General features: G+C 44.5%; 11 protein-coding genes. 10 read left to right on the top strand and 1 reads right to left on the bottom strand.

Annotated elements, in window-relative coordinates; genetic code table 11:
• Positions 1-9: 9 nt before the first annotated feature.
• The gene (locus tag ACHCNF_RS09240) at positions 10-966 is read left to right on the top strand and encodes a prephenate dehydratase (RefSeq protein ID WP_408069525.1); all 957 of its coding nucleotides are present in this window, start codon (positions 10-12) and stop codon (positions 964-966) included.
• A gap of 55 nt (positions 967-1,021) precedes the next feature.
• Here the strand turns inward: ACHCNF_RS09240 and ACHCNF_RS09235 are convergent, their stop codons facing one another.
• A complete protein-coding gene (locus tag ACHCNF_RS09235) occupies positions 1,022-1,324 on the bottom strand; it encodes a hypothetical protein (protein WP_408069524.1) in 303 nt (100 codons plus the stop codon).
• A gap of 139 nt (positions 1,325-1,463) precedes the next feature.
• Here ACHCNF_RS09235 and ACHCNF_RS09230 point away from each other — a divergent pair, with 139 nt between their 5' ends.
• From ACHCNF_RS09230 to ACHCNF_RS09190, 9 genes are all read left to right on the top strand, one after another.
• Positions 1,464-3,197: an ABC transporter ATP-binding protein gene (locus ACHCNF_RS09230; RefSeq protein ID WP_408069523.1), complete on the top strand. Its 1,734-nt coding sequence runs from the start codon at positions 1,464-1,466 to the stop codon at positions 3,195-3,197.
• Between the two features lie 21 nt (positions 3,198-3,218).
• A complete protein-coding gene (locus ACHCNF_RS09225; protein ID WP_408069522.1) occupies positions 3,219-6,773 on the top strand; it encodes a DNA polymerase III subunit alpha in 3,555 nt (1,184 codons plus the stop codon).
• Positions 6,774-6,887: 114 nt separating this feature from the next.
• The gene (gene pfkA / locus ACHCNF_RS09220; RefSeq protein ID WP_408069521.1) at positions 6,888-7,856 is read left to right on the top strand and encodes a 6-phosphofructokinase; all 969 of its coding nucleotides are present in this window, start codon (positions 6,888-6,890) and stop codon (positions 7,854-7,856) included.
• Between the two features lie 81 nt (positions 7,857-7,937).
• Positions 7,938-8,771 (top strand): TrmH family RNA methyltransferase, encoded by an 834-nt coding sequence (locus tag ACHCNF_RS09215; protein WP_408069520.1) that lies wholly within the window; start codon positions 7,938-7,940, stop codon positions 8,769-8,771.
• 14 nt (positions 8,772-8,785) lie between these two features.
• On the top strand, positions 8,786-9,580 hold the full coding sequence (gene proC / locus ACHCNF_RS09210; protein WP_408069519.1) for a pyrroline-5-carboxylate reductase: 795 nt from the start codon (positions 8,786-8,788) through the stop codon (positions 9,578-9,580).
• A gap of 218 nt (positions 9,581-9,798) precedes the next feature.
• Positions 9,799-10,956 carry a cell wall hydrolase gene (locus ACHCNF_RS09205; RefSeq protein ID WP_408069518.1) on the top strand — a complete coding sequence of 386 codons (1,158 nt, stop codon included), beginning with the start codon at positions 9,799-9,801 and terminating at the stop codon, positions 10,954-10,956.
• A gap of 112 nt (positions 10,957-11,068) precedes the next feature.
• Positions 11,069-12,058 carry an ornithine carbamoyltransferase gene (gene argF, locus ACHCNF_RS09200; RefSeq protein ID WP_408069517.1) on the top strand — a complete coding sequence of 330 codons (990 nt, stop codon included), beginning with the start codon at positions 11,069-11,071 and terminating at the stop codon, positions 12,056-12,058.
• Between the two features lie 60 nt (positions 12,059-12,118).
• Positions 12,119-12,937 (top strand): biotin--[acetyl-CoA-carboxylase] ligase, encoded by an 819-nt coding sequence (locus ACHCNF_RS09195; RefSeq protein ID WP_408069516.1) that lies wholly within the window; start codon positions 12,119-12,121, stop codon positions 12,935-12,937.
• A 59-nt stretch (positions 12,938-12,996) separates the two neighbouring features.
• Entirely contained in the window at positions 12,997-13,803 is an 807-nt protein-coding gene (locus tag ACHCNF_RS09190) for a type III pantothenate kinase (RefSeq protein ID WP_408069515.1), read from the top strand.
• Positions 13,804-13,814: the final 11 nt, after the last annotated feature.

The following is a 13,814-nucleotide window of genomic DNA, read 5'->3' as shown; positions in this document are numbered from 1 at the left end:
AAGGACGACATGGAAGAAATACAGATTGTCAACGAAAAATACATAACACAGCTTCGCGAGCGCGTAGAGCGAAAACTTGGAGAGAGCCATGGTGCCTGTGAGCTTCTGGACAGCGCACTTAAAAATGTAAGAAACCCTGTTCAGAACCCCAGGGTGGTTTATCAGGGAGAGCCCGGAGCCTACAGCGAGATGGCAGCGATAGACTTTTTCGGAAAAGGCGTAAACAGCGAAGGCCTGATGCATTTTGAGGATACCTTCGAGGCAATTAAGAGAGGGGAAGCGGACTATGCGGTTCTTCCTATAGAGAATTCCTCGACGGGAGCCATCAGACAGGTGTATGACCTTCTTGCTCAGTACGAGTGCTACATGGTTGGTGAAACAACTGTCAGAGTAAAGCACAATCTGATGGTTCTGCCTGATGCGGATATATCTGATATCAAAACCGTATTTTCGCACGAGCAGGGAATTTTCCAGTGCGAGCAGTTTTTAAATGAGCACAGAGACTGGGTGAGAGTACCTCAGGCAGATACTGCAGGAAGCGCCCGAATGGTGGCTGAGCTTGGAGATAGGAGTAAGGCTGCCATATGTTCATCAAGAGCAGCTGAGATATACGGACTTAAGATAATAAAAGAGGGCATAAATACAAATAGAAGTAACACCACAAGGTTTGTTGTGGTATCTCCCATGATGGAGCTTAGAAGCGGAAGGGATAAGATCTGCATAAGCTTTAGAACAGAGCACAAGGCAGGTGCGCTTCATGAAGCTCTTACAGTTTTCAGAATCTATGGACTTAATCTGGTGCGCCTCGAGTCAAGACCTATTCCCGAGGAGAAGTGGCAGTACATGTTCTTTGCGGAATTTACCGGGGATTTGATGGTCGAAGGAATGAACCGCGTCATAGAGGCTCTTCAGTGTACAGTTACGGACATTAGAATATTCGGAAACTTTGTTGAAAATCTGGAATAATAAAAATGCCTTCTCCCGACTGTGCGGAGAAGGCTTTGATACTTTTGGAATCCGGTTATAATCTTTTGACGTCACATTTCTGGTTTTCACCGTGGCGTATCTCGTTTTTCCTGCATCTGAAAACCTGAGCGTTTTCAATAGAGACTACATGACCGCCATCTGCCGCAAGAGCAGTAAGCATCTTCTTGTAAAAGTCCTGATAATCGGCTTCTGTCATTGACATAACGAAATCGTGGTGTTGGTGATCTGTTGAGATAACGCAGGATTTATATCTGCTGTCGTAATGAATTCCGTAGAACTTGCATATCTCATCCTGTAAATCATTGTTAGCTGTTATACAGTGCATTGCAATATACATGACCTTCCTCCTCATGATAAGAAAAAAGAAACATTACACTTCTCATTGTAGCCCAAAATAAGGTATGATACAACATAGGGGTCAGAGCAGCGAAGCTGTATTCTGATCAGACTTTTAATCAGGGGAGCATGGACCGGCTATGGATTTACTGAAAAAATTTATACCTTATTACAAACCTTATATCGGAGTATTTCTGCTTGATCTTGTAGCAGCATCGATACTTTCTCTTATTGATCTTATCTTTCCTCAGCTTTTAAGAATACTTAGGCAGACTCTGTTTTTAGAGAGCCCGGACAGGATAATCGCGGGCATTGTAAAGCTTGCGGTTCTGCTTTTAATAATGTATACGGTGAGAGCTCTGTGTAAGCATTATGTAACTTACCAGGGACATATGATGGGAGCCCGCATGGAGTCGGGGATGAGAAGTGATCTCTTTGAGCAGTTTGAGAGATTTTCATTTTCATATTATGACAGGAATAATACAGGCGAAATGATGAGTAAGCTGGTGTCAGATCTGTTTGATATATCAGAGCTTGCGCATCACGGACCGGAGAACATATTCATTTCAGTGGTTAAGCTTATCGGATCTTTTACAATACTCATGACCATGAACGTGCAGATGACGCTTATCCTGGCAGCAGTTGTAGTGTGTATGGCTTTCTTTTCCTATAATCAGAACGGAATCATGAGACGCACATTTTTTGACAACAGGAAAAAGATAGCAGGAATCAATTCGTCTCTTCAGGATACCCTTGGCGGAATCAGAGTCGTTAAGTCATTTACGGGTGAAGACATTGAGAAAGCCAAGTTTGATAAGAGTAACGAAGCCTTTCTTGAATCAAAGAAAGCAAACTACCTGACCATGGCACTGTTTCAGTCGGGTAACAATTTCTTCGAGGGCCTTATGTATATAGCGGTCATCGTGTCCGGAGGATATTTCATCGCCAAGGGAAGCCTGTCCGTGGAGGACCTTGCGGTATATGCACTTTATATCAATGTATTTATTGCGCCGGTAAATGTGCTCATTGAATTCACGGAACAGCTGCAAAAGGGCGCTGCGGGATTCCAGAGATTCCGCGAGGTCATGGATGTGGTGCCTGAGATAGTGGATGCACCGGATGCGTTGGAGCTGTCAGAATGCAAGGGTGATGTTGACTATGATAACGTGTCCTTTGCATATGATGACGATGAGGAGAGAGTCCTTGATCACATAAGTCTCCATGTTGATGCAGGAAAAAAGGTTGCTATAGTCGGCCCCTCAGGCGGAGGAAAGTCAACGCTTTGCTCGCTTCTTCCAAGATTTTATGATGTTACAAAGGGCTCTGTGAAAATAGATGGAATAGATGTCAGAGAACTTACTCAAAAATCTTTGAGAGGTGTCATTGGTATCGTACAGCAAGAGGTGTATCTTTTTAATGGAACCATAAGAGAGAACATCGCCTACGGCAAACAGGGAGCGAGTCTTGAAGAAATTAGAGACGCTGCCAAAAAGGCTGACCTTGATGAGTTCATTTCATCACTTCCCAACGGGTACGATACCCTTGTAGGTGAGCGCGGAGCGAGGCTGTCCGGCGGACAGAAGCAGAGAATTGCCATTGCAAGGGTATTCCTCAAAAATCCGCCGATACTGATACTTGATGAGGCCACAAGCGCACTGGATAATGAATCAGAGAGATATATACAGGAGAGTCTTGACAGACTTGCCGTTGGAAGAACTACGATCACGATCGCGCACAGACTTTCCACTATCAGGAATGCTGATGAGATAATTGTCCTTGATTCTGATGGCATTCAGGAAAAGGGCAATCATAAGGAGCTTCTGGAAAATGACGGAATATATGCCAAGTATTACAGAATGCAGGTAGGGGAATAGGCGCTGAAATAAGGAGTTAACATGTCATTTGCACATTTACATGTCCATACGGGATATTCCCTGCTGGACGGGTCCAATAAGGTTGCGGACTATGTAAAGAGAATAAAGGAACTTGGGCAGACAGCCGGAGCTATAACAGATCACGGCGTCATGTACGGAGTTATTGAGTTTTACAAGCTTGCCAAAAAGGAAGGAATAAAGCCTATTATCGGGTGCGAGGTGTATGTTGCACCCGGGTCGCGCTTTGAGAAGGAAGCGGGAGTAAACGAAAACAGGTACTACCACCTGGTCCTTCTGGCAGAGAATAACAAGGGCTACGAGAATCTCTCGCATATAGTAAGCCGCGGATTTACTGAAGGATATTACTATAAACCCAGGGTGGACCTTGAACTTCTAAAGGAGTTTCATGAAGGAATAATATGCCTCTCTGCCTGCCTTGCGGGTGAAGTGCCTAAGGCTATAACCAGGGGCGATCTGGATGAAGCCAGGGCAGCAGCCAGGAGATATGATGATATTTTTGGGCATGGCAACTTTTTCCTGGAGATGCAGGACCATGGTATTCCGGAGCAGGCAAGGGTGAATTCTGCCCTTCTTACTTTGTCCAAAGAGCTGGATATTCCGCTTGTTGCCACAAATGACTGCCACTATACCTACGCGGAGGATGCTGAGCCCCATGACCTTCTTCTCTGTATTCAGACAGGCAAGAAGGTGTCTGATGAAGACCGCATGAGATACGAGGGCGGACAGTACTATGTAAAGAGCGAAGATGAGATGCGACTTCTTTTCCCGTATGCTCAGGAGGCTATCGATAATACACAGAAGATAGCTGACAGGTGTAATGTGGAGATAGAGTTTGGCGTGACAAAACTGCCTCACTTCGATGTTCCGCCGGGATATGATTCATGGACCTATCTTAACAAACTCTGCGATGATGGATTAAAAGAGAGATATCCTGAAGATGATGGCACTATCAAAAAGCAGCTTGATTATGAGCTTTCTGTCATCAAGAGGATGGGGTATGTAGACTACTTCCTTATAGTATGGGATTATATAAATTTCTGCAGGGAGAATGGCATTGCTGTAGGTCCCGGGCGTGGTTCGGCAGCAGGCTCTGTCGTGTCGTACTGCACACATATCACCAATATAGACCCTGTGAAGTATGACCTTCTCTTTGAACGATTCCTTAATCCGGAACGTGTGTCCATGCCCGATATAGACGTGGACTTCGAGTATGAGAGAAGACAGGAAGTTATCGACTATGTTACACGAAAATACGGTGCTGATAAGGTTGTTCAGATAATTACCTTTGGTACATTGCAGGCTAAGGGAGTTATAAGGGATGTGGCAAGAGTGCTGGATCTTCCTTACAGCTACGGCGATAACCTTGCAAAGATGATACCGAATGAACTCAATATTACATTGTCCAAAGCTCTGGATATGAATGCAGAGCTCCGAGGGATGTATGAGTCGGATCCTCAGGTTAAGCACTTGATAGATATGTGTAAAAAACTGGAGGGACTTCCCAGACACACTTCGATACATGCGGCGGGAGTTGTTATCTGCCAAAAGCCGGCTGAGGATCTGGTTCCTCTGTCAAGGTCAGCGGAAGGTAACATCACTACGCAGTTTACCATGACGACAATTGAGGAGCTGGGACTTCTCAAAATGGATTTCCTGGGGCTTCGAACACTTACTGTCATAAAGGACGCAGCAGCATTTGCCAATGAGTCCATAGGAGCAAAACCGGGAGATCCTCGCTATATTGATATGGATAAGATCGACTATGACGATCCTAAGGTCCTTGTTGCCATAGGAAGCGGACATGCGGAGGGTGTGTTCCAGCTGGAAAGTGCGGGAATGCAGTCCTTCATGAAGGAACTAAAGCCGCAGTCTCTTGAGGATATCATAGCGGGAATCTCACTGTATCGTCCCGGACCAATGGACTTTATACCTAAATATATTGCGGGAAAAAAGGATGCCCAGAACATCACCTACGAGGCACCACAGCTTGAATCAATCCTTGCTCCTACCTACGGATGTATAGTTTATCAGGAGCAGGTTATGCAGATAGTTCAGCAGATGGGCGGCTATACACTTGGCCGCGCTGATGAAGTGCGCCGCGCCATGAGTAAGAAGAAACAGCATGTCATGGAGGTAGAGAGGGAAAACTTCGTAAACGGCAACGAGGAAGAAGGAGTACCCGGCTGTAAAGCAATAGGCGTATCAGCTGATGTTGCAAACAGAATCTATGATTCCATGATGGACTTTGCAAAGTATGCATTTAACAAATCCCATGCAGCGTGCTATGCGGTTGTCTCAATGCAGACCGCATGGCTTAAATATTACTATCCTGTTGAGTTCATGGCAGCGCTTATGACTTCTGTCATAGATAATCAGGGAAAAGTTTCTTCATATATCATGACCTGCAGAAATATGGGAATAGATATTATGCCGCCTGACATTAATGAAGGCTTTTCCGGTTTTTCAGTTGCCAGAATGACAGATAGTGAGAAGACGGCTACAGCAGGTACTGATGAGCAGGGAGCATCTTATGACAGGACCGCAGGAAAGGCCATACGATACGCCCTTACTTCAATAAAGGGAGTCGGAAGACCTGTTATCGAGGCAATCGTCAAGGAGAGAGAAATCGGAGGGAAGTTCAGGAATATAAATGACTTCCTTACAAGGATGGAGCCCTACGGCGAAATAAATAAGCGAGCAGTTGAGAACTTCATTAAAGCAGGCGCTCTGGACAGCCTCGGCGGGACCAGAAAACAGATGATGTGCGTGTATGGCAGAATGCTGGATCAGCTTCATGATAAAAATAAAAACAGCTTCGCAGGACAGATGTCACTGTTTGACTTTGCTCCCCAGGAAGTTAAGGAGCAGTTCGAGATAAAGCTTCCTGATGTGGGTGAATATCCAAAGGATATGCGTCTTGAATTCGAGAAGGAGGTTCTGGATGTTTACATATCGGGACACCCTCTTGAAGAGTACGAAGGACTCTGGAAAAAGCACATTACCGCAAAGACCACAGATTTTTATCTTGATGAGGAGACCGGTGAAACCGCCGTGCAGGACAATGCCACAGTAACCGTGGGCGGAATAATCGCAGACAAGAAAACCAAGTACACCAAGACAGATCAGCTGATGGCATTTATCACATTGGAGGACCTTGTGGGAAGTATTGAGGTAATTGTATTCCCCAAGACCTACGAGGGAAATACCGGGCGCCTAAACGATGATGCGAAGGTGTTCATACAGGGCAGAGTAAGCGCGGAAGAGGACAAGGATGCCAAGCTCATAGCTTCAAAGATACAGCTTTTTGATGAAATCCCAAGGACACTCTGGGTTCAGTTTGAAAACAGAGAAGACTATGAGAAAAAGGCAAAGCTCCTTGAAGAGACACTTTTGTCCACTGTAAAGGGCCCGGGAGCGAAGGATACTGTAGCTGTTTTCCTAAAGGATTCCAAGCAGATCAAAAAGCTCTCAGCTTCACTTAAGGTGAATGCCGGTGATGAGACTCTTACAGTTTTATCCGAGAAATTCGGGGCCGAAAATATAAGGGTGGTTTAAAGAATAAAAAGATACTAAATTTCTGAACTACATAATTGCAGATTGCAGAATTTTGCGCTAATATATAAGTCGTAAAAGTGACAAAGATTTATCAATAACGAGGTATTACCTGCTATGGCAAAAGAGATTAAAACTATCGGAGTCCTTACAAGCGGTGGCGATGCACCCGGAATGAATGCCGCAATCCGTGCGGTTGTTCGTAAGGCTCTTGCAAACGGACTTAAGGTTAAAGGTGTTAAGAAGGGTTATATGGGACTTCTTAACGAAGAAATTTTCGACATGGATCGCAGAAGCGTTGCTGATATCATTCAGCGAGGCGGTACCATTCTTGGAACTGCAAGATGTATGGAGTTCACAACTGAGGAAGGTCAGAAGAGAGGCGCTGAGATCTGCAGAAAGCATGGTATCGATGGCATGGTAGTTATCGGTGGTGACGGATCCTACAGAGGAGCTCAGAAGCTTTCAGCTCAGGGTATCAATACAATCGGTCTTCCCGGAACAATCGACCTTGATATTGCATGTACCGACTATACAATCGGTTTTGATACAGCTATTAACACAGCTATGGATGCTATCGATAAGATCAGAGATACATCTTCATCTCATGAGCGTGTAAGTATTGTTGAGGTTATGGGACGTCGTGCCGGATATATAGCACTTTGGTGTGCAATCGCTAACGGTGCTGATGATATCCTTCTTCCTGAGAAATACGACTACAACGAGCAGAGAATTATCGATAACATCATTGATAATCGTAAGAAGGGTAAGACACACCACATCATCCTTAACGCAGAGGGTATCGGACACTCAGCTTCAATGGCTCGCCGTATCGAGGCTGCTACAGGTATTGAGACCAGAGCATCTATCCTTGGTTACATGCAGCGTGGTGGTAGCCCGACATGTAAGGACCGTGTATATGCTTCTCTTATGGGATGCTATGCAGCAGATATCCTTACAGCAGGTAAGACAAACCGCGTAGTTGCATACAGAAACGGTCAGTTTGTTGACTATGATATTGATGAGGCTCTTGCAATGAAGAAGTCCATCCCTGAGTATCAGTACGAGATCAGTAAGATACTGTAATAGAACCAAAGCCCTACGGGCATAAAGAGAATAGAAGCCTTCCCAATTGCGGGAAGGCTTTTTGATAAATAATGAGGATATATGATATCAAGTACTAACAATTCCAGAGTTAAGAAAATAGCTGAATACGGGAAAAAGGCGAAGGCAAGACGTGAGGACGGAGTTTTCATCGTCGAAGGAATCCGCATGCTAAGGGAAGTTCCATCTGACCTCATAAGAGAGGTTTATGCTACGTCACATTTTCTGAAAAACATCTCCGCAGAGGATAACAATATTATAGAAGGAATGCGTTCAAATGACGGAGTAAGCTTCGAGGAAGTATCTGATGATGTTATGCGCAAAATGGCAGATACACAGACTCCCCAGGGCGTTATTGCTGTTGTTAAGCAAAAGAGATGGACTCTGCAGGATGTGATAACAGGATCACCGGCGGGCGATGATAAGGCCTCTAAACCCCTTATCCTTATACTGGAAAATATCCAGGATCCCGGCAACCTTGGAAATATGTTCAGAACCGGTGAAGGCGCAGGAGTAACCGGGATAATCATGAGCAGTGATATGGCTGACGTATATAACCCTAAGGTAGTCAGATCCACAATGGGTGCGATTTTCAGGGTTCCGTTTATTTATGCGGACTCAATTCCGCAGACTGTAAAGGAACTTCATGAAAAGCATGGTATTATAAGCTATGCAGCTCACCTTAAGGGACAGAAGAACTATGATGAGATAGATTATAGTGACGGAACGGCTTTTCTTATAGGAAATGAAGGTAACGGACTGACAGACGAAGCGGCAGATGCGGCCACAGGCTATGTCCTAATCCCTATGCTTGGGAAGGTTGAGTCTATGAATGCTGCAACTTCTGCTGCAATACTTACATTTGAAGCTGCAAGACAGAGAAGAGTGAAGCAATAATAAGGAGGTAAGGTATGACAATAGGATTTATCGGACTTGGTAATATGGCGAAGGCTCTGATGGGCGGGATAATATCCAAGGGAATATTTGACCCGCAGGACATTATAGGTTCCGACCCCATGGAGGCTGCAAGGGAGAGTGCTGCAAAGAAATTCGGAATACAGACAAGGGATAACAATTCAGATGTAGCAAAGGAAGCTGACATCATACTTCTGGCAGTAAAACCCCAGTTTCTTAAGGTTGCAATAGCTGATATTATGGATGATGTAAATGACAGCAAGCTCGTAATAAGCATTGCAGCAGGCAAAACACTTGAGTGGATCTCAAATGAATTTGAAAAGCCTGTTAAGATCATCAGAGTAATGCCCAACACTCCTGCACTTGTGGGCGAAGGCTGCTCTGCGGTATGCCCCAACAATCTGTGCGGAGAAGACGATCTGAATATGGCTCTCGAGATACTAAGAAGCTGCGGAACTGCAAATGTAGTAACAGAGAACCTTATGGACGTTGTAACGGGCGTAAGCGGCTCATCTCCTGCATATGTGTTCCTTTTCATAGAGGCAATGGCCGATGCTGCTGTACTTGGAGGAATGCCAAGGAAGCAAGCCTATGAATTTGCTGCTCAGGCAGTACTTGGCAGTGCGAAGATGGTCCTGGAGACAGGAAAACATCCGGGTGAACTCAAGGATATGGTGTGCTCACCTGCAGGTACAACTATCGAGGCTGTGAAAGTCATGGAAGAAATGGGCTTTAGAGGCATTGTGATGGACGCAGTGCAGGCAGCTACTGAGCGCAGCAAGGAATTGTAAAACCGGCTTATAAAAAGAAACGATATTTGGGTAATTATAAACAAACGAAAAAACGCAACATATTTTAACGTCAGATATTTCAAGGACTCCCATGTTTATTGGGAGTCTTTTTTGCGATAATTTTGCTTATTATTTGACAATATAACATACATTTGTTACAATAACGAAGGTTTTTGTTTTAACATATTGTAACAATCTTAAAAAGGAAGCAAAAAAGCATGAAGAAAGCAGGCACGTTAATGCAGGGAGTTCTCGCATTCGCAATGGCGACTATTTTACTTGGAACTTCCAATGGCACAACCGTACAGGCAAGAACAACAAATGTACTGAACAGCAGTGATGTAGGAATAGGTAACCTTCTTAATCCTACTGAAGTTGCAGAGATCTCTGATGAAGAGGTTGCAAAGGCTCATGACTTTGCCCAGGATATAAATGATAAGGCAAGGGATGAGGATGACGAAGACATAGATGAGGATGATATTGATGAAGATGAATCCTCAAACCTTGTAATGGCTAATGTGTCTCAGGTTATGAATATTCGTATCTCACCTGATGATAATTCAGAGAAGGTCGGAGTTCTTTACAAAGATTGTGGCGGTAAGATTATTGAGCAGAAGGACGGATGGACTAAGCTTCAGTCAGGTGATGTAGTGGGCTGGGCTAAGGACGATTACCTCCTTTTTGATGATGAAGCTATAGACCTTGCATCTGAAGTTGGCGTGCAGCTCGTATCATCCAAGAGCGAGGCGCTGCGTATCCGCGCAGAGGCAAGTGAAGATGCAGATGTACTTGGTGTTATTACAAAAGACGGCTTTGTAGATATGGTCGAGGATCTTGGAAACGGTTGGATTCAGGTTGATTATAACGATGAGACCGGATATGTACAGGCTGATTACGTTGATACTGATTTCAGAATTGATGAAGGTGAGACTGTAGCAGCTATCGAAGCCAGAGAGGCTGAAGAAGCTAAGCGCAAGGCTGAGGAAGAAGCTAAGGCTGCCAAGGCTAAGCTCACACAGAATACAGGCGCAGTTGCAGCTACTACTGATGAAGCAAGACTTCTTGCAGCACTTATCTACTGTGAAGCAGGTAACCAGTCCTACGAAGGTAAGGTAGCAGTTGGTGCCGTAGTTATGAACCGTGTTAAGAGCAGTGCTTATGCAGGAACAATCTCTGGTGTTATCTATGCATCAGGTCAGTTCACACCTGCACTTAACGGTTCTGTTGACAGAGTTTATGCAGGTAATATTCCTGACAGCTGTATACAGGCTGCAAATGCAGCACTAGCAGGTGAGACAACCTGTGGAACAGCGCTTCACTTCAGACGTGCCGGCGGACATGATGGACAGGTTATCGGAGCACATGTATTCTGGTAATGGTATTATATAAATTAGTTTTGTGGTAAAATATAGCCTGATTATGGACTTTCCATAGTCAGGCTGTTTTAGTTTACTGATGAATGAGAAAAGTTATTACAGGAGGGTGATCATGGCAGTTAATTTGCATGGAAGAGATTTTCTTAAGTTACTTGATTTTGAACCTGAAGAGATAGAGTATCTTCTTGACCTTGCGGCAGAGCTCAAGGCAAAAAAGAAAAATGGAACTCTGCACGATGAGTATAGAGGTAAAAACGTGGCTCTTATTTTTGAAAAGACAAGCACACGTACCAGATGCTCATTCGAAGTTGCTGCACATGACCTGGGTATGGGTTCAACCTACCTCGATCCTGCCGGTTCACAGATAGGCAAAAAGGAGAGTATCGCAGATACTGCCCGTGTTCTCTCAAGTATGTATGATGGAATTGAGTATAGAGGATTTGAGCAGACAATTGTTGAGGAGCTTGCAAAGTACTCCAAGGTGCCTGTATGGAACGGACTTACCAATGAGTTTCATCCTACACAGATGCTTGCAGACCTTCTTACGATTCGTGAGCATTTTGGTAAGCTTAAGGGCATTCACATGGTTTATATGGGAGATGCCAGATACAACACAGGTAATTCGCTCATGGTCGCATCTGCTAAGATGGGAATGCACTTTACAACATGTGCTCCCAAGAAATACTGGCAAAATGATGAGCTTGTAAAAACCTGCAAAGAGATCGCTGAGAAGACAGGCGCAGTTATCGATTTTTGCGAAGATCCTATTGAGGCTACTAAGGGAGCAGATGTCATCTCAACGGATGTATGGGTTTCCATGGGAGAGCCGGATGAAGTCTGGGAAGAGAGAATTAATGACCTTAGGAGCTATGCAGTAACTGGGGATATTATGAAAAATGCAGGAGATCAGGCAGTATTTATGCATTGTCTTCCGGCTTTTCATGACCTTGGAACAGGCATCGGCAAAAGGATAAAGGAAAAATTCGGCCTTAATGAGATGGAAGTTACCGATGAGGTGTTTGAATCAGAGCAGTCCATCGTATTCCAGGAGGCTGAAAACCGTATGCACACCATTAAGGCTGTGATGTATGCGACAATATAATTACTGCTTGTATAATAGAGCAGCTTTTTGAATATAAATACGATTAAAAAGAGACAGTTTATGGATTTAGAAGAGATACAAGGTGAACTGGAAACCAAATGGGTTGCAAGGGACCTTGAATATTACAAGGTTACAGACTCTACCAATAATGTTGCGAAGGCAGCAGGACTTGAAGGCAGACCTTCAGGCTTTCTGGCAGTTGCAGACAGACAGGACGCAGGAAGAGGGAGCCGTGGCAGAAGCTGGGTCAGTCCTTCCGGCTACAATATATTCATGAGTCTTATGGTAAGACCGGGGATCCCTATGGATAAGGCATCGGGGCTTACACTTGTCATGGCACTTTCGATATCACAGGGAATAGATGAAGCAGGGCTATCAATAAAAGAAGACAAGAGTACCTGTATCAAGTGGCCAAATGACGTTGTTTTGAATAAACGCAAGGTATGTGGTATTCTTACAGAGCTTCACATGATGCCGGACCAAAAGGACTATTTTGTGGTAATAGGAGTCGGCATAAATGTAAACCAGCCCCTTGAGTTTTTCCCGGAAGAGATACAGGAGACAGCAGGGTCTGTTTTCTCAGAGACAGGACATGAAACTGACAGGGTAAAGCTACTTGCAGCATGCATGAAGCACTTTGAAGAAAATTATGAAAAGTATATTGCTTCCTGTGACTTAAGCGGGCTTCGCAAGGACTACGAGAGCAGACTTATCAACATAGGAAAAGAAGTAAGGATCCTTGATCCAAAGGGTGAATATGAGGCTACCGCTCTTGGAATTACAGATGACGGCGCCCTCGTAATAAGCCGCAAGGACGGAATACGTGAAAATATAAATGCGGGAGAAGTCAGCGTCAGAGGCCTGTATGGGTATGTATGACATCTTGAATCAAAGATTCAAGATAAACAGAAATCTAATAATTATAACCGGAGGTAGACATGCTATTAGCAGTTGATGTGGGAAATACAAATATTGCGTTTGGTGTTATGAAAGGAGAGAAGATAGTAGCTTCTTTTCGTATGATGTCACAGACAGCGCATACTTCAGATGAGTACGGTAACAACCTGATTGCCATGCTGCGCAATAACGGCATAGACAGAAACGAGATAGAGGGCATCATCATCTCAAGCGTAGTACCAAACATTATGCATGCGCTTGTCAATTCAATGGTGAAATATCTGGGAAAACAGCCTTATATCGTTGGCCCGGGCATTAAGACCGGAATAAAGATAGTGACTAAAAATCCCAATGAGGTAGGCCCTGACCTTGTGGTTGGAGCAGTAGCAGCGCATGAAATGCACGGCGGACCTGCAATCATAATTGATTTTGGTACGGCGACTACCTATGTTCTGATAAATGAAAACGGAGACTTCGAGGCAGGTGTTGTGAGCCCCGGAGTAAGGATATCTGCCAAGGCTTTGTGGGAGGATACTGCCAAGCTCCCTGAAATCGAGATCAAGAAGCCTTCAAGCATACTTGCACAGGAGACAATAAGTTCAATGCAGGCTGGACTTGTGTATGGGCAGATCGGCCAGACCAAGTATATTATCAATGAGATGAAGCGAGAGTCAGGATATGAGGGCATCAAGGTCATCGCAACGGGCGGTCTTGGCAGACTTATCTCAGAGGAATGCGAAGAGATAGATATATATGACCCCAACCTTCTGTTACAGGGTCTTCGCATAATCTATGAAAAGAACAAGAAAACTAAGCCGAAGAATGAGGAATTCGAGGACAGAGATTAATTTATAGGGAA

Origin of the sequence: Butyrivibrio sp. NATIVEDY162 (genome assembly GCF_045999815.1) — a bacterium.
Lineage (GTDB): Bacteria > Bacillota > Clostridia > Lachnospirales > Lachnospiraceae > Butyrivibrio.
This window is presented reverse-complemented; position numbering and strand designations above follow the sequence as displayed.